General features: G+C 47.2%; 14 protein-coding genes. 12 read left to right on the forward strand and 2 right to left on the reverse strand.

Annotated features, from left to right (window positions below; genetic code table 11):
• The first annotated feature begins 40 nt into the window (after positions 1-40).
• Both NST40_RS08010 and NST40_RS08015 read left to right on the forward strand, forming a co-directional pair.
• A complete protein-coding gene (locus NST40_RS08010) occupies positions 41-1,435 on the forward strand; it encodes a family 43 glycosylhydrolase (RefSeq protein ID WP_076277075.1) in 1,395 nt (464 codons plus the stop codon).
• Between the two features lie 145 nt (positions 1,436-1,580).
• Positions 1,581-2,528 (forward strand): ArsR family transcriptional regulator, encoded by a 948-nt coding sequence (locus NST40_RS08015; protein WP_076126345.1) that lies wholly within the window; start codon positions 1,581-1,583, stop codon positions 2,526-2,528.
• An 89-nt stretch (positions 2,529-2,617) separates the two neighbouring features.
• Here the strand turns inward: NST40_RS08015 and NST40_RS08020 are convergent, their stop codons facing one another.
• Positions 2,618-3,658 (reverse strand): fucose 4-O-acetylase, encoded by a 1,041-nt coding sequence (locus tag NST40_RS08020; protein WP_341001585.1) that lies wholly within the window; start codon positions 3,656-3,658, stop codon positions 2,618-2,620.
• A 193-nt stretch (positions 3,659-3,851) separates the two neighbouring features.
• Between NST40_RS08020 and NST40_RS08025 the strand changes: the two genes are divergently transcribed.
• The 4 genes from NST40_RS08025 (at position 3,852) to mgrA (ending at position 7,275) form a co-directional block, all read left to right on the forward strand.
• A complete protein-coding gene (locus NST40_RS08025) occupies positions 3,852-4,595 on the forward strand; it encodes an alpha/beta hydrolase (RefSeq protein ID WP_076126350.1) in 744 nt (247 codons plus the stop codon).
• Positions 4,596-4,629: 34 nt separating this feature from the next.
• Positions 4,630-5,394, forward strand: coding sequence for an HAD-IA family hydrolase (locus tag NST40_RS08030; protein ID WP_076277074.1), 765 nt, complete (start codon positions 4,630-4,632; stop codon positions 5,392-5,394).
• Between the two features lie 34 nt (positions 5,395-5,428).
• On the forward strand, positions 5,429-6,169 hold the full coding sequence (locus NST40_RS08035; RefSeq protein ID WP_076126354.1) for an NAD-dependent protein deacylase: 741 nt from the start codon (positions 5,429-5,431) through the stop codon (positions 6,167-6,169).
• Between the two features lie 107 nt (positions 6,170-6,276).
• On the forward strand, positions 6,277-7,275 hold the full coding sequence (gene mgrA, locus NST40_RS08040; RefSeq protein WP_076126356.1) for an L-glyceraldehyde 3-phosphate reductase: 999 nt from the start codon (positions 6,277-6,279) through the stop codon (positions 7,273-7,275).
• A gap of 94 nt (positions 7,276-7,369) precedes the next feature.
• Here the strand turns inward: mgrA and NST40_RS08045 are convergent, their stop codons facing one another.
• Positions 7,370-8,236, reverse strand: coding sequence for an AraC family transcriptional regulator (locus NST40_RS08045; RefSeq protein WP_342410582.1), 867 nt, complete (start codon positions 8,234-8,236; stop codon positions 7,370-7,372).
• A gap of 218 nt (positions 8,237-8,454) precedes the next feature.
• Here NST40_RS08045 and NST40_RS08050 point away from each other — a divergent pair, with 218 nt between their 5' ends.
• From NST40_RS08050 to NST40_RS08075, 6 genes are all read left to right on the forward strand, one after another.
• Positions 8,455-9,630, forward strand: a complete 1,176-nt coding sequence (locus NST40_RS08050; RefSeq protein WP_076126360.1) for a galactokinase — start codon at positions 8,455-8,457, stop codon at positions 9,628-9,630.
• Positions 9,631-9,634: 4 nt separating this feature from the next.
• Positions 9,635-10,621 (forward strand): UDP-glucose 4-epimerase GalE, encoded by a 987-nt coding sequence (gene galE, locus NST40_RS08055; protein WP_076126362.1) that lies wholly within the window; start codon positions 9,635-9,637, stop codon positions 10,619-10,621.
• Positions 10,622-10,675: 54 nt separating this feature from the next.
• Entirely contained in the window at positions 10,676-12,256 is a 1,581-nt protein-coding gene (locus NST40_RS08060; protein WP_342410583.1) for a UDP-glucose--hexose-1-phosphate uridylyltransferase, read from the forward strand.
• Positions 12,257-12,419: 163 nt separating this feature from the next.
• The gene (locus NST40_RS08065; protein ID WP_076218461.1) at positions 12,420-13,583 is read left to right on the forward strand and encodes an iron-containing alcohol dehydrogenase; all 1,164 of its coding nucleotides are present in this window, start codon (positions 12,420-12,422) and stop codon (positions 13,581-13,583) included.
• Positions 13,584-14,570: 987 nt separating this feature from the next.
• A complete protein-coding gene (locus NST40_RS08070) occupies positions 14,571-15,107 on the forward strand; it encodes a protease (protein WP_076184696.1) in 537 nt (178 codons plus the stop codon).
• Positions 15,107-16,696 carry a flotillin family protein gene (locus tag NST40_RS08075; protein WP_342410584.1) on the forward strand — a complete coding sequence of 530 codons (1,590 nt, stop codon included), beginning with the start codon at positions 15,107-15,109 and terminating at the stop codon, positions 16,694-16,696. The genes NST40_RS08070 and NST40_RS08075 overlap by 1 nt, the downstream gene beginning before the upstream one ends.
• Positions 16,697-16,880 lie beyond the last annotated feature (184 nt).

A 16,880-nucleotide genomic window follows, 5' to 3' on the forward strand; every position in this document is an offset into this window, starting at 1 on the left:
GCGCTACGTAACTATTCATTCGAAAGGAATGTGATAGATTATGAAAGTGAATTTCCGGCAAAAATGTCTGGTCGCCTTAAGTGTTCTTCTTATTCTTCCAATGGGGAAGGTGACCCTTGCAGTCTCTGATCATAATGACTTTTACAACGTGGTTATGCAGGACGGGGCGGACCCATGGGTGTATAAACATACAGATGGCTTCTATTATTTCACCAAAACAACAGGTGGCAATGTTACCCTCTGGAAGTCAGCCCAGTTGACCACTATTGATGCAGCGCCTACTAAAGTTGTCAACACGGGCGGTAGCGGCATCTGGGCGCCTGAGCTACATTATATAAACGGAGCTTGGTATATCTACTATGCGATGGACGACGGAGATAACGTAAACCACCGCATGCATGTAATGGAGAACACAGCGGCAGACCCGATGCAGGGAACTTGGCAGTACAAAGGCCAGATCACAGATTCAAGCAATAAGTGGGCTATAGACGGTACTGTGCTGCAAGTGAACGGCGAGCTGTATTTTATCTGGTCCGGCTGGGAGGGGAATGTTAATGTGCGGCAGAATCTCTATATCGCGCATATGAGTAATCCCTGGACCATTGATTCCGAACGCGTAGAGATTTCAAGACCAACGTATAGCTGGGAAACGAATCATTCCCCAAATGTGAATGAAGGACCGCAGGTGATTATAAATGGAGAAGTCATTAGTTTGGTCTACTCGGCAAGCGGAAGCTGGACTAATGATTATTGTCTGGGACTGATCACCGCAGACATCTCCAGTGATCTGTTGAATCCGGCATCATGGAATAAAAGCAATCAGCCTATCTTTTCCTCAGGCAATGGACTTTACGGACCTGGACACCATTCGTTTACTAAGTCTCCTGACGGCCAAGAGGATTGGATCATGTACCATGTCGCCAAATACAACAACGCTGGCTGGAACCGCGAGGTGCGGATGCAGAAATTCAGCTGGAATGCTGATCATACACCTAATCTGGGTATTCCCGTTGACCCTAATCTTCCGATAACTTTGCCTTCGGGTGAAACCATGCATGCCCGCTACGAAGCGGAAAAAGGGACATTTGGCGGCGATGCCTATGCCTCTTCGAGTCCCAAGGGCTCGGGTGGGCTTAAGGCGGGTCATATTGATACGCCGGACAGTTACGTAGAATTTTCGGTTGATGCGGCAGCCGCAGGCGAGTATATTCTTTTGGCTCGAACGGCGAATGGAACGGCTGGCGGGAATTGGTCGAATTTTCAGCTTAGTGTCAATGCAGGACCTTCCAGCCCATTCTATATCACCAATAAAGGGTGGGAGAATTGGGGGCTGTCCACAGCCCGGGTTCAACTGAAAGCAGGCATGAACAAGCTTCGTTTTACCAAAGGCGAAGGTTACGGAGAAATTGATTTCATTGATATTAAGCCATTGTGAATCGAACAAACCTAAGAGACATATGAAATGGCTTCCGGTTTTCCGGAGGTCATTTCTAGGTGAAAGGGCTTGTAGGTGTAATTGTTTTTCATCTCATTAAGAAGTAAGATTAGGATAATTATTAGGATACAAGGAGAGCTGATTTGTGCTGGAACTTAGCTTAAACGACCCGGAAAAATTAGTCACAGTAACGCATGCTTTATCAACTCGTTCTAGGGTTGATATTCTTCGGCTCTTAAACTCCAAAAACTTAAATATTATTGAAATCGCTGAGAGGCTGAAGCTTCCAGTGTCGACGGTAGCAAGCAATATTAAAGTATTAGAAGCAGCAGAGTTAATTCATACAGAATTGCTTCCGGCTTCACGCGGGGCAATGAAAGTTTGCAGCCGGAATTATGATGATCTTCATATTGCCTTGAATTTGAAAGAACCGATGTCAAAGGGATTAACTCATGTCTATGAAGTAGAGATGCCGATCGGCCATTATAGCGACTGTGAGGTATCTCCTACTTGCGGAATGGCTAATAGCGAGGGTCTTATTATCAAAGAAGATGAACCGTCGAGCTTTTATCACCCTAAACATGTCAACGCTCAGCTGATCTGGCTCCGCAAAGGATTTCTGGAATATTTGCTGCCTATGGATATCCCCTCCGGAGCACAAATTGAATCGCTGGAATTATCCATGGAGATCTGTTCGGAAGCTCCGAATTATGACCAGAACTGGCCTTCGAACATCTCTGTATGGGTGAATGGATCGGAGATCGGCATGTGGACCAGTCCCGGTGATTTCGGTGACCGGCGGGGCAAGCTGAATCCGAACTGGTGGTGGGATGGATCTACACAATACGGGTTTCTCAAGACCTGGCGTGTTGACCATGAAAAGACGACACTTGATATGGAGAAGGTGTCGAATGTTTCCTTAAATGATCTTCTGATTAACCGGAGCCCCAAATTGCGGCTGCGTATTGGAATCAACCCTGATGCAGTTCATCAAGGCGGACTTAACCTGTTCGGGCGCCAGTTTGGCGATTATGAACAACATATTATGATGAAGGTAAAATATACCATGGATCAGGATGAAGTAGAACTTTAGCTTAGGAGATGAACAAAGCAAGGCGGTTCCTCGGAAACGAATCTTCGTATCCAAGGAACCGCCTTGCTTTGTTTGTTCTGGATGTAAAGCTAGAGTGTGCGCCGTAAGGCGGCACGCTGAAGGGTGATCATCCAGTCAACGGACGGCTCAACCAGCGGGTGAAAGAGCCGTTTAACGGACGGCTGAGCCAGCAATACGGTGAATAATACGGCGGTGAGCAGCAGGACTACTGCCCCAGCAGCATTGCCAATATAGGTGTAAATCCCGGAAACGGCAGCCAGACGAACGATAAAACCATGAAGCAGGAAAACATACAACGTGCGGCGCCCCCAGTCGGTCATGCGGCTCGCTCCGTAAGGTACGAGGCCGAGGAAAGCGAGTGAAGCGACAATTTGTAGTCCGTACAGTCCCAGACGGTATACGCCTGCATACCATACATTGGCATCGAGCTGCATATAGGTCATGCTGCCATATAACCAGCCAAAGGGAAATCCTGCCCCCCATGCGACCATGACGGCAAGGAGTAGAATGGAGGCGGCTGCTGCAAAGATTTTGATATATTTCTGATAGAGCTTGACGAAGGTTTCGAAGGAGAAATGATAGCCGATAATGAAAAAAGGCAAATATACAAAGGTACGGCTGATGCTAAACCATACACCGTCCAGCTGGAGATATCCGACAGCCACCCCCGCTGTTACAGCGAAGAGGAGCTTAGCGGTTATGGACCATCTGCTCATACCGAGCATCAGGAGGCGCCAGCAGGCATGACTGGCCAGAAACCATAGGAGCAGATAGGGTGCGAAAATGGAATGCTGGATGTTGCTTACATGAAAGAGGGAAACGTCGAGTGCGGAATATAAGCTTTGAAAAATGAGGTATTGCAATCCAATTTGCAGCAGCATTTTGCGGCCGGTAGTTCCGGCAAGGCTTTTTCTGGCGAAATAGCCGGTCACCAGTACGAACAGCGGCATGTGAAAGCTGAAAATCCACATATATAATCCGTGTATTCCGCTCATTTTGTTAATCAGAGGTTCAATTGCATTACCGGCAAAAACAGTGATAATAAGCATAAAACGCAGGTTGAGAAAAAAGGTTTCTCCGCGCGTTTCCAGCGAGTTTTCCCCTACCATGATTTAGCCTCCAAATTATGCTGTATGCAAATTAATTTAATTTTAAAATACTAGATTTTCTTTGATTTAATTGTGAATTAAGTCACAATAGAAAGCGTTATCATGTGTGCGAAATGTGGCGATGTGTTGAAGGTTGTTAGAATAGAGGGATTCCACTATAATTTTTATATGCATTAACATCTGGGAGTGGAACATGTTGAAGAGAAGAATAACTAAGCGTCGCGTCGCTATTTTTGTATTGATTATTTTAGTGGTAGCCGGGTTGCTGATATGGAAGTATTTAACGCCATATGCACCGGCTCAAGAAGCCGAAACTGCACTGATTTCAAGTGGTGGAGTTACCGTCGAACAGAATGATAATTGGATTTCGTTCGAACCTTCCATTACTAAAGGCGCCTCGATTATATTTTATCCTGGGGCTTTGGTTAAACCGGAAGCCTATTCCCCTCTTGCGAAGAGCGTCGCTGCTGCAGGGCATCCCTTCTACATCGCCAAAATGCCGTTTAATTTAGCCGTAACGAAGGGGGATGCCGCAGAAGAGATTATTCGTGTGCATCCGAAGCAATCTTTTGTGCTGGGTGGACATTCACTTGGGGGTGTCATGGCCTCGCGTTACGCAATTGAGCATACGGACCAGCTGGAAGGTGTATTTTTCTTAGCCTCTTATCCAGATGAAAAGGGAAGTCTGCGAGAGACTACTTTGTCAGTGTTGTCGGTTGTGGGTACTGAGGATCAAGTGATTGACAGAGACAGCTACAACAAAGGGCGCTCCTATCTGCCAGATAATACAGTTTATAGTTCAATTATAGGTGGGAATCATGCGCAATTTGGCAGCTACGGGCCTCAGAAGGGGGACGGCGAAGCCACAATATCCGAGGAAGAACAGCAGAGTCGCACAGTAAGTGCCCTGTTGGATTGGCTGGGAAATCTGAGGTAGTTACGGGTCATTCAACAGAGGGAGGAAACAATTCATGCCAGTATTACACATTAACGATGAATGCGTTCCCTGCTCCGGAATATTGTTTGATAAAGACGGGACGTTACTCGATCTATTAGCCACCTGGGGGAATTGGGCGGAGCTTGTGCTGCGTGGACTGGAAGATCAACTCGCGATCATGGGAGCGGGATTTATTGTAGAGCGCAGCAAGGTGCTGGGTACGCAACATGATCCGCAAGGGAAGTTAATAGGGTACGACCCGGCGGGGCCGCTTACCATGGCTACAGAAGAAGAAAGTTACGGTGTACTCGCATGGCAGCTATATGCAGCAGGAGTTCCTTGGAATGAAGCGCTGACCCGTGTGAAAAGCATAACTAAAAACGCGATGTATGAATTACGCCGACGCCGTATGGCACAGCCTTTAGCGGGACTTCATTCTTTTTTGGAGCAATGCTCTGCGGCATCGCTTAAGCTTGGCGTGGTTACCTCCGACGGGGCAAAGACCACCGGAGAGCATTTGGAATGGCTTAATGTGGCAGGCTATTTTGATTCTGTAGTTACTAGGGACAGAGTAAAAAACGGAAAACCAGCTCCTGAAATGGCTGAATTGGCCTGCCGGGAGTTAGGGCTTTCGCCTGAAGAGACGATTATTATTGGGGACAGTAATGCCGATATGCAATTAGGTAAAGGTGCAGGGCTTCGCCTCGCAATTGGGATTTGCGCCAGTGGTGAGGGGGAGCACCTTATAGATGCCGATGTAATCATTTCCGGTTTCAATGAGCTTCGGATCACTTACTGATCAGCTAATAAAAGGAAAGGATGTGCTACTTAGCATGGATCAATTGCAGACACTTGCTTCTTGGATCAAAGAAAGTGACAATATCGTTTTTTTCGGAGGGGCGGGTACGTCTACAGAGAGTGGAATTCCTGATTTCCGCTCCGCAGCTGGATTATATCAAACTCAGCACAATTCACCTTATCCACCTGAAGTGATGCTGAGCCGCACTTTTTTTATGTCCTCACCGGACATTTTTTTTGATTTTTACCGCAGTAAAATGATTCATCCAGAGGCCCGTCCGAATGGTGCGCATCAGCTACTAGCGGAGTTGGAACAGCAGGGGAAGCTGAAAGCGGTGATTACGCAAAATATTGACGGCCTGCACCAGCAGGCGGGCAGCCGTAGTGTCCTTGAGCTGCATGGTTCGATCCATCGCAACTATTGTATGGACTGCTCACGGTATTACGGGCTGGATCAACTGCTGGAAATGACTGAGGTCGTTCCTCGCTGCCCGGAATGTGGCGGAATTATCAAGCCGGATGTGGTTTTATATGAAGAAGAATTGGATCACTCCGTGCTTATGGGCTCTGTCGCAGCGATTGCCTCTGCAGATATGCTTATTATTGGTGGAACCTCGCTAACGGTTCAGCCTGCGGCCAGTCTGGTGACTTATTTCCGGGGCAAACGTACGGTGCTGCTGAATGGAGATCCCACACCTTATGATGATCAGGCGGATCTGCTGATTACAGATCGAATTGGAAAAGTAATGGGCAGTGTCAAGGATCTATTAAGCTAGAAGAAAAAAGCTGTCCTTTGGTTTCTCTTGCCAGATTATTATTACGCTCAGAAGTTTAAAGATAAGGTAGGCTCACAACAGCGTGTAATGAGAGGCAGGGATAAGCAATGGTATATGTAGCAGACGATAAACGGTATGACAACATGCGTTATAATCGTTGCGGGAACTCAGGTCTCAAGCTCCCAGCAATCTCATTAGGATTATGGCAGAATTTTGGTGGGATCGATAATTACGAGAACGGCAGAGAAATGATCACTCGTGCTTTTGATCTTGGAATTACCCATTTTGATCTGGCCAACAACTATGGTCCACCAGCTGGTTCAGCAGAAGAGCTGTTCGGTAAAGTTCTTGCCAATGATATGTATCCTTATCGTGATGAAATAGTGATCTCTACAAAAGCAGGGTATAACATGTGGCCCGGCCCTTATGGGGAATGGGGTTCACGTAAATATATGCTGGCTAGTCTTGATCAGAGCCTGAAGCGGCTAGGCCTAGATTATGTTGATATTTATTACTCTCATCGTCCAGACCCGGAAACACCGCTTGAAGAAACCATGCAGGCGCTGGATTATGCGGTACGTTCTGGCAAAGCTTTATATATAGGACTATCCAACTATAATGCGGAGCAGACGGCTGAAGCCCTCAGTATTCTAAAAAGCCTGGGCACACCGCTCTTAATCCATCAGCCTAGTTATTCTATGCTCGATCGTTGGATTGAGGGCGGATTACAGGATGTACTGGAACATAGTGGTGTAGGAAGCATCGCTTTTACACCCCTGGCTGAAGGCTTGTTAACCAACAAATATTTGAATGGTATTCCAGAAGGGTCAAGAGCTGCCAAGCCGTCTGCCGCCTTGAATGAGAGCCGGATTACACCGGAGGTGCAGCGGAGGATTCGCGCACTTAATCAGCTTGCGGTTTCGCGAGGACAGAGTCTGGCTCAGTTTGCACTGGCTTGGACACTCCGGGGTGGCAAGGTTACTTCTGCCCTAATTGGAGCAAGCAGAGTGGATCAGATTGAAGAGAATATAGCTGCTTTAGCTAATCCTGATTTCAGTCCGGAGGAGTTAGAGCGGATTGAAACGATTCTAAAGACAGAACTATAGCATATTGAACACAGTAACAGCCCGGTTCCTTACGTTAAGGAAGGCGGGCTGTTGTTGTATAGTGGATTTATGGATTTATGGATTAAAGGGCAAACTAACGTTCAGGTTTCTCTGCTTGTCTCGTTGTAGTCATCCGGTAAGCCGTCGGTGACTGGGCACAAAACCGTTTGAATTGGCGAGAGAAGTATAAAGCATCGGTGAGCCCCACAGATGCTGCTACCTGTTCCACGGACAGCTCCGGTCGTTCACGCAGCAGCTGTCTGGACTTTTCAATCCGCAGCTTCAGCAAGTAGGTCACCGGAGATAATCCGGTCTCTTGCTTAAATACACGGGACAGGTAGGCTCGATTATAACCCAGCGTATCACACATTTGTTCAATAGAGACCGGGTGCGCATATTGAGATGCCATGTAGTGGATCATTTGCTTCACAGTACGCTTAACCTGTGATTCTGCGCCGGGAAGACGAGAGAAGGAAGAGAGCAAATCAGCTGTTTCGCCGACAATGAGATAGAGATAGCCAAGCGAAGTCAGATGGGCACTCTCTTTGTTGGCGTTGAAGGCTTGCATGATGCTGGACAGGGCACCTGGAATTAGGCTTTCACCTGTTGTAGTCACCACAGGCTGTTGTGGTGTGAACCCTGTCTGCAGCACCAGATCGTCAGCTTCGCTGCCAGTAAAAGCTGCCCAGCGATAGCACCAGGGCTGGTCTTTATCCGAGACGTAACTGACTAATTGTCCCGGATGGATCAAGAAGCAGTCCCCTTTACCCAACTCATATTTATGATGTTCTGTACGGAAAACGCCCGAGCCAGATTCTATGAAATGCAGCAAATAATAATCATAGATCTTGGGTCCAGCTTGATGCATGGGCAGGGTCTGACTCTGGCCGGCAAACAGTACATGAAGGTTCTGTTTATCGTAATACACTGGATTGGATCCTACGGAATAAGTATGCTCCATTTGGGACAGCCTTTCTTGTGTTAATGTCATTTAATGGCTTATAGTTTAGAGAGTAACAGTAATATATGTAATTATTATATTATGGGAAGTCACATTTATCCATACATTACACACATGATTGCATTATCAGAGGATGAATGAATCTATTATAATGAGTACATAAAGAACGCTTTACTAATTCCCACTGGCTGAAGCAGCGAAAGGATGGAGTGGCATTAATGAGCATACAGGAACTTAATAACAAATTTATTGAAAAATATGGGGTGAGCGGGGAAGAGGCTAAGGTGTTTTATGCACCAGGTCGTGTCAATCTCATCGGAGAGCACTTGGATTATAACGGCGGGTATGTACTTCCCGCAGCTTTGGAATTCGGTACAACGCTGATTGTGCGTCCACGTAGTGACAGCAAAGTGAATTTTGCATCAACTAATTTTCCTTACGAAGCTTCTATTGATTATAGCGAAATTGGCAAGGCCAAAACGGGTGAATGGATTGACTATCCGATTGGGGTAATGGTTGAGCTGGATAAGAAAAGCACACCAGTATCCAAAGGGTACGATCTGCTGTTCCATGGCGATATTCCGAATGGAGCAGGCTTGTCCTCCTCGGCCTCTCTTGAAGTCGTTACTGCTTATGCGTTCCTGACTCTCGAAGGTGGCGATACAGACACTGTTGAGATTGCACTTTTGTCCCAGCGTGCTGAGAACCAGTACGTAGGTGTAAACTCCGGAATTATGGATCAGTTCGCAGTTGCTAACGGCAAACGCGATCATGCGATCCTGCTGATGTGCGACACACTTGAGTACAATTTGGTACCGTTCATCACAGGTTCATACAAATTGGTTATCGGCAACACGAACAAACGCAGAGGGCTTGTAGATTCCAAGTACAATGAACGCCGTCAGCAGTGTGATGAGGCATTGGCTATTTTGCAAAAAGAAGTGCCTTCACTAGCTTATCTGGCACAGCTTAATCGTGAACAGTTCGAAGCACATCAAGATAAAATCACAGACGAAATTGTAAGACGCCGCGCTCGCCATGTTGTGGAAGAGAATCAACGCGTGCTAGATTCCGTTGAGGTATTAAAAAACAATGATCTGAAGCAGTTTGGACAGTTCATGAATGATTCGCATGCGTCCTTGCGCGATTTGTATGAAGTTAGCTGTGCAGAGCTTGATATTATGGTTGAAGAAGCTGGGCGCATCCCAGGTACACTCGGTTCCCGTATGACTGGCGCGGGTTTCGGAGGCTGTACAGTATCTTTGGTACATGAAGATGATATAGAACGTTTTATTCGTGAAGTTGGTGAAGCCTATACCACAAGATCTGGTTTGGTTGGCGAGTTCTACGTTTGCGGCATCGGTAATGGTGTCCAAGAATTGAAGGGAGTGTAATCAGATGGCGATTTTAGTAACAGGTGGAGCAGGGTATATTGGGTCCCATACTGTAGCGGAGCTGCTGGATCGTGGTGAAGAAGTGGTGGTCCTCGACAATCTGCTAACAGGGCATCGTGAGGCGTTGCTGGGTGGCAAGCTGTACGAAGGTGATCTGCGTGATAAAGAACTGCTGGGTAAGCTGTTCGCTGAAAATGAGATTGAAGCGGTTATCCATTTTGCTGCAAGCTCTTTGGTCGGAGAAAGCATGAAGGACCCTGTAAAATATTATGACAACAACGTATATGGTACACAGTGTCTTCTAGAAGCTATGCAAAAAGCGGGCGTGAACAAGATCGTATTCTCGTCCACAGCCGCAACCTACGGCGAACCGGAAAAGGTGCCGATTGAAGAAACAGACCGCACTGAACCAGCCAATGTGTATGGAGAAACTAAGCTGACCATGGAACGGATGATGGCTTGGTTTGATAAAGTACTGGGCATTAAATACGTAGCATTGCGTTACTTCAATGCAGCTGGCGCACATGCCAGTGGCAAAATCGGTGAAGACCATCGTCCAGAAAGTCATTTGGTGCCGCTGGTATTGCAAACGGCCTTGAAGCAACGTGACAGTATCGCAGTTTTCGGAGATGACTATCCTACAGAAGACGGTACTTGTGTGCGCGACTACATCCATGTCAGCGATCTGGCTGACGCCCATGTTCGTGCGGTAACTTACCTGCGCAGCGGAAGCAGCAGCAATATTTTTAACCTGGGCAATGGACTTGGATTCTCGGTAAAACAGGTGATTGAAACGGCGAAGAAGGTTACTGGACTTGAAATTCCTGTAGTCATTCAAGAACGCCGTGCCGGCGATCCGGCTGTGCTGGTAGCTTCTTCTGACAAAGCGCGTAGCGTCCTTGGATGGAACCCGCAGCATGCAGATTTGGAAGATATCATTCAAAGTGCATGGAACTGGCACTCTGCCAATCCGCAAGGATACGGAGAATAAGGGACTTTAGGTTAGCTTATCTTGAACTTGAGACCCTACTTAAGGAGAATTAAAATGCACAACGAGAATAAGATTACACCTGCTGGCCAGAAAGCATTACATGCGATTGAGCAGCTTGTTCTGTTCGCACTGCGCCAGCAGCTTATAGCTCCATCCGATGAAGATTATAGCCGTAATGTGCTGCTCGAACAGTTCGGTTTCAGTGAGCCGCATGTAGGTGATATCGATCAAAGTCCATTGGAAGGGCCGCAGGCTCCACTCGATGCACTGATTGATTATGGTTTTGAAATCGGATTGATCCCAGAGAATAGTGACACTTACCGTGACTTGCTGGATGCCAAGATTATGGGACTTCTCATGGCCCGTCCTTCGGATGTAAATGCTGAGTTCTATAGTCTGACCGCTGAAAAAGGCATCTCCGCGGCTACAGACCGTTTTTATAAATTGAGCATTGATTCGAACTATATTCGGATGGATCGGATCTCGAAGAATGTCTACTGGCTGCAGGATTCGCCGTATGGAGACATTGAAATGACGATCAATTTGTCCAAGCCTGAGAAAAATCCGAAGGAAATCGCAATGGCTCGGCTGCTCCCGCCGCCAGTCTATCCGAAATGTCTGCTGTGCCGTGAGAATGTAGGTTATGCCGGACGGATCAATCATCCGCCGCGCCAGAACCTGCGTATCATTCCGCTTAACCTGAATAATGAAGAATGGTTCTTCCAATACTCGCCATATGTTTACTACAATGAGCACTGTATTGTATTCCATCATGATCATGTGCCAATGAAGCTTACCAAGGATACCTTGAAGCGGCTGCTTAGCTTCGTGGAATCATTCCCGCATTATTTTATTGGCTCCAATGCAGACTTACCGATTGTTGGCGGCTCTATTCTGACGCATGACCATTTTCAGGGCGGACGCCACACATTCCCGATTCAAAAAGCGCCTAAGGAAGATACATTTACACATGCTTCTTATCCGGGTGTCAGCATTAATATCGTAAAATGGCCGATGTCCGTATTGCGCTTAAATGGAGAAGATTCTGCGGTTCTATTGGAATGCGGAAATGCGCTTTATGAAGCTTGGAAAGCCTACAGCGATCCAGAGGCGGAAGTGCTAGCCTTTAGTGAGGTTGACGGTGAAGTACAACCACATAATACCGTTACTCCTATCGTACGCCGGGCCGAGGACGGCAGCTTCGAGATGGATCTTGTGCTGCGGAATAACCGGACTAATGAGCAATATCCTGAAGGGATTTTTCATCCACACCGGGAAATGCATCATATCAAGAAAGAAAACATCGGCTTGATTGAAGTTATGGGACTGGCGATTCTGCCGGGCCGTTTGAAGGAAGAACTCGATTCCATCGCAGGTATTCTTGCAGGAGATCAAGCGCTGTTAGAAGCGGTGAAGAATGACCCTAGTCATTCTCTTGCGCAGCATGCGGCTTGGATTCAGGAGCTGGTGGAGCGATTCGGAACTGCACTGCAACACGAGGAAGCGCTCAAGATTGTGCAGAACGAAGTTGGCATCAAGTTTACGCATATTCTTGAACACGCTGGCGTTTACAAACGGACTCCAGAAGGTCAAGCGGCTTTCCGCCGTTTCGTAACAAGCTTCGGCGCTTTGTAGTAAGTGAATTTGGATTTAAGGATGTCCTCTAGCCTATGGGCTTGGGGCATCTTTTTTTATTCGGAATGACGAAACCCAGCCACCTAATTTGAATGCGGGTAATCAGAGGTTTATAATACGAAGGAGTAAGACATTATGAATTAACTACTGGAGGTTTACACATATGCGTAAATTTGAATTTTATAATCCTACCAAGCTGATTTTTGGACAGGGTACCCTTGAAGCCTTGAAGACAGAGGTGCCTAAGTACGGTAAAAATGTGCTTTTGATGTACGGTGGCGGCAGTATCAAGCGCAGCGGTTTGTACGATAAAGTAGTTGCTGAGCTGAGTTCAATAGGCGCTACAGTGACTGAACTCTCTGGAGTAGAACCCAATCCACGTCTTTCCACAGTACATAAAGGCGTAGAGCTGTGCCGGGAGCATAATATTGACCTTGTTCTTGCAGTAGGGGGCGGAAGCGTATTGGACTGCGCAAAAGCTGTTGCTGTTGGAGCGAAATATGATGGTGATATGTGGGACTTTGTAGAGCGTAAAGCAGCGGCTCAAGACGCGCTTCCACTGGGTACAGTGCTGACAATGGCTGCTACGGGTTCCGAAATGAATAACGGCTCGGTAATCACAAACGAGGTTACTAAGGAAAAAATGGGCTGGGGCAGCGTGCATGCCTACCCGGCATTCTCGATTCTTGATCCAGAGAACACTTTTTCTCTGCCACGTGATCAGACCGTTTATGGCATGGTGGACATCATGTCGCATGTTCTGGAGCACTATTTCCATACAGACGGCAATACACCGGTACAAGACGGGTTCTGTGAAACTTTGCTGCGCACTGTAATTGAAACCGCACCGAAGCTTATCGAAGATCTGAACAACTACGAGCTGCGTGAGACCATTATGTACTGCGGTACGATGGCGCTTAACGGAATGGTCAGCATGGGTTTTGCCGGAGATTGGGCGACTCATAATATCGAGCATGCAGTGTCGGCTGTATACGATATTCCGCATGGCGGAGGTTTGGCGATTCTGTTCCCGCAATGGATGAAATATAATCTCAGCACAAACCCTGCGCGTTTCCGTCAGCTTGCAGTAAATGTGTTCGGAGTTGAACCTGCTGGCAAAACTGATGCAGAAATCGGGCTGGAGGGTATCGAGGCTCTGCGCAATTTCTGGGATTCCATCGGTGCGCCGAAGACACTCGGAGATTATGATATTGATGACAGCGAGATCGGCAGTATGGCTGACAAGGCTGTTCGTTTCGGAGCATTTGGTAATTTCCGCAAGCTTGAGCGTGAAGACGTAGTTGAGATTTATAAAATGGCTTTGTAAGTAATTCTTCTACGAAAAGAGACCAATTGTCTTTATTCCAGAAGTCACAATAGAATGTCAAAGAAGCGATTCCTCCGTTATGGAAGAATCGCTTCTTTGTATTTATGTTCTAGTGTGACTTGCTCCTCTTTCTATACTTTCCTGTCGCTCTCATCCCAAGGTTTCGCTGCCGCTGACCGTACCTCCGCTGCTGCTGGGGTACCTCATCAATCACTGTTCGCACCCGTAATCTAATCCGTCGACCGTCCTCGGGAGTCTTACGGACCCAGCTGACGTTATTTGCGAATTTTCAGCCTTTTGAGCAAGTTTTCGGACACCAGAGACACTATTGCTTCGAAATGGTCTTATATTTGCTGGTTTTTATGCCAATAGGGACTATGCGGTCCGATAGCATACCAAATGTTGGATAAATCGGCGAATAGGGTCTGCTGAGTCCGATGGGCCGAGGTGCGTAAGCAGCATAGCCTCTTCATACGCGCGAGAGTGTTACCCAACCAACTAGTGTTTGTAATCCCCCCTCACAACCGATTCCTCTACCAATACACGCCTACCCTACGGACCTAGCTGACGTTATTTGCGAATTTTCAGCCTTTTGAGCAAACTTTCGGACACCAGAGACACTATTGCTTCGAAATGGTCTTATATTTGCTGATTTTCATGCGAATAGGGGCTATGCGGTCCGATAGCATACCAAATGTCGGATAAATCGGCGAATAGGGTCTGCTGAGTCCGATGGGCCGAGGTGCGTAAGCAGCATAGCCTCTTCATACGCGCGAGAGTGTTACCCAACAAAAATCCGCGCTTCACCAACTATGGGACGGCCTTTAGGACAACCCAGCACATGTAATAAAATAGTGCCAATGTGAGCATGCTTATCCTCTGAATGGAACTTATTTGGGTGAATATCCAAAGATTGTGAAACCAAGGACCTACTTTGTACGTTTAATGTAATATGACAGTCCTGATTGAAGACAGGAGGAAATAAAAATGCAAACGCTGTATTTAGGCTGCTTGGCGCTAGGCGTCATATTTGCCATAGTCAGCGTCCTGGTGGGAGATCTGATCGGAGATGCCTTGCATGGGGTCTTTGATTTCGTATCCGTAGATTTTCTGAATCCCACCGTACTGGCAGGAGGGATAACCGTGTTCGGCGGAGCGGGCATTCTTCTAACCCGGTACAGCGCTCTGGAAGCTGGGGCGATCATTGCTTTGTCTTTGTTAGCCGCCGCTTTTTTGGGAGTACTTATGTATCTAGGGGTGGTTAAGCCCATGGAAAAAAGCGAAATGTCCAATGGTTTCTCAATGAGTGATCTGCCTGGCAAGATCGGGGAAATCACAATTCCTGTTCCCGCCACTGGTTATGGTGAGATTATGGTAAAGTTTGGCGCCGGCAATAGCCTGCATACGGCAGCAAGCTTTGATCATGAGCTGCTTCCGGCAGGGATTAAAGTTGTTGTAGTGGAGGTTAGAGAAGGCGTTGCATTGGTGTCAGAATTCGAAAAGAGAAGAGGAGTGGATCTTTAATGTTCGGTATTCCTGAGTATTTGTTAGTCCCTGCTGTTGTCGTTGCTGTTTTGTTTGTGCTAGGTATCGCATTCTGGGCACGTTACAAAACGGTTGGACCCGATGAAGGGATGATCGTAACGGGGTCGTTCTTGGGGAAAAATCATATTTCAGACGATGGTTCTGGTCGTAAAATAAAGATTGTACGCGGGGGCGGGGCCTTTATACTCCCAGTCTTTCAGAAGGCTGAATTTATGTCGCTTCTTTCTCATAAACTCGATGTGACGACCCCGGAGGTATACACCGAACAAGGGGTTCCGGTTATTGCCGACGGTGTGGCGATCATTAAAGTGGGTAGCTCAACGGAAGATGTGGCGACAGCTGCTGAGCAATTTATGGGCAAACCGATTGAAGCACTGAAGAGCGAAGCACAAGAAGTTCTTGAAGGTCATCTGCGGGCCATTCTCGGTTCGATGACCGTTGAGGAAGTATATCGTAACCGTGACCGCTTTGCGCAAGAGGTTCAAGGCGTGGCGGCACGTGATCTTAAGAAAATGGGTCTGCAAATTGTTTCCTTTACCATCAAGGATGTGCGAGACAAACATGGATATCTAGAGGCACTGGGTAAACCGCGGATAGCTGCTGTGAAGCGGGATGCAGAGATCGCTGAAGCAGAAGCAGTGCGGGATGCGAGAATTCAAAAGGCAAACGCAGAAGAGCAAGGGCAAAAAGCTGAGCTGCTGCGGGATACGAATATTGCCGAAGCCTCCAAGGAAAACCAGCTTAAGGTGGCTGCGTTTAAACGGGATCAGGATACAGCGAAAGCGGAAGCCGATCAGGCTTATCATATTCAAGAGGCACGTGCAAAGCAGACCGTTGTTGAAGAACAGATGAAGGTTGAGCTGGTACGTAAGGAACGTGAAATCGATTTGCAAGCCAAAGAAATTCAAGTCCGCGAGAAGCAGTATGATGCTGAAGTGAAGAAAAAAGCAGAAGCGGATCGTTATGCAGTAGAGCAAGCGGCGGAAGCCGATAAGGCGAAGAGAATGCGTGAGGCAGATGCCTTGCAATATAGTATTGAAACGCAAGCTAAAGCGACATCTGAGCAGAAGCGTCTTGAAGGTCAAGCGATGGCGGATGCAGAGCTGGCTAAAGGTACAGCGGATGCTGAGGTTATCCGGTTGCGCGGTCTAGCGGAAGCAGAAGCCAAAGAGAAACTGGCGGAAGCTTTCCAGAAATTCGGCGAAGCAGCGGTGCTCGATATCATCGTCAAAATGCTGCCTGATTTGGCTGGCCAAATTGCGAAGCCGCTGGCATCTATTGATAAACTTACCGTTGTAGATACCGGTAACGGGGAAGGTGCAGCCCGGGTCAGCAATTATGTGACTCAGCTAATGTCCACCGCTCCAGAGATGTTGAAGAGCGTCTCAGGGATTGATGTAGAGGCACTGATCAAGGGGTTGACCTCTAAAGCTTCCGGAAGCAAAGGAGCATCAGTTACACCAGTCGCACCTGTTGCACCAGCTACACCTGCAACTTATATTCAGCCATCAGTAACATCTAGTACAGCCAGCGAGACTTTAACTTCTGTGCCTGAACAAAAGGAATAATAGTTTAATGCAATTTATATGGATTTAATTTACTTAAGGTATGACTGGCAAAGCTGCTGGTCATACCTTAATCTTTATGTTTTGATCTGTTTTGATCTAAATTAGACAACATGATAAAAAGCTCATGCGTTTACAGGTGATTTTTGATAAACCTTATAGCTTATCGGCATCCCGTGGGAATTAT

Origin of the sequence: Paenibacillus sp. FSL R10-2778 (assembly GCF_038593035.1) — a bacterium.
Classification (GTDB): Bacteria; Bacillota; Bacilli; order Paenibacillales; family Paenibacillaceae; genus Paenibacillus_AQ; species Paenibacillus_AQ odorifer.

What these genes read in the sequence shown, in the direction of transcription:
- NST40_RS08010 (WP_076277075.1), top strand. Translation starts at nt 41, where the DNA reads ATGAAAGTGAATTTCCGGCAAAAATGTCTGGTCGCCTTAAGTGTTCTT.
- NST40_RS08020 (WP_341001585.1), bottom strand. Translation starts at nt 3,658, where the DNA reads ATGGTAGGGGAAAACTCGCTGGAAACGCGCGGAGAAACCTTTTTTCTC.
- NST40_RS08025 (WP_076126350.1), top strand. Translation starts at nt 3,852, where the DNA reads ATGTTGAAGAGAAGAATAACTAAGCGTCGCGTCGCTATTTTTGTATTG.
- NST40_RS08030 (WP_076277074.1), top strand. Translation starts at nt 4,630, where the DNA reads ATGCCAGTATTACACATTAACGATGAATGCGTTCCCTGCTCCGGAATA.
- NST40_RS08035 (WP_076126354.1), top strand. Translation starts at nt 5,429, where the DNA reads ATGGATCAATTGCAGACACTTGCTTCTTGGATCAAAGAAAGTGACAAT.
- mgrA (WP_076126356.1), top strand. Translation starts at nt 6,277, where the DNA reads ATGGTATATGTAGCAGACGATAAACGGTATGACAACATGCGTTATAAT.
- NST40_RS08045 (WP_342410582.1), bottom strand. Translation starts at nt 8,236, where the DNA reads ATGGAGCATACTTATTCCGTAGGATCCAATCCAGTGTATTACGATAAA.
- NST40_RS08050 (WP_076126360.1), top strand. Translation starts at nt 8,455, where the DNA reads ATGAGCATACAGGAACTTAATAACAAATTTATTGAAAAATATGGGGTG.
- galE (WP_076126362.1), top strand. Translation starts at nt 9,635, where the DNA reads ATGGCGATTTTAGTAACAGGTGGAGCAGGGTATATTGGGTCCCATACT.
- NST40_RS08060 (WP_342410583.1), top strand. Translation starts at nt 10,676, where the DNA reads ATGCACAACGAGAATAAGATTACACCTGCTGGCCAGAAAGCATTACAT.
- NST40_RS08065 (WP_076218461.1), top strand. Translation starts at nt 12,420, where the DNA reads ATGCGTAAATTTGAATTTTATAATCCTACCAAGCTGATTTTTGGACAG.
- NST40_RS08070 (WP_076184696.1), top strand. Translation starts at nt 14,571, where the DNA reads ATGCAAACGCTGTATTTAGGCTGCTTGGCGCTAGGCGTCATATTTGCC.
- NST40_RS08075 (WP_342410584.1), top strand. Translation starts at nt 15,107, where the DNA reads ATGTTCGGTATTCCTGAGTATTTGTTAGTCCCTGCTGTTGTCGTTGCT.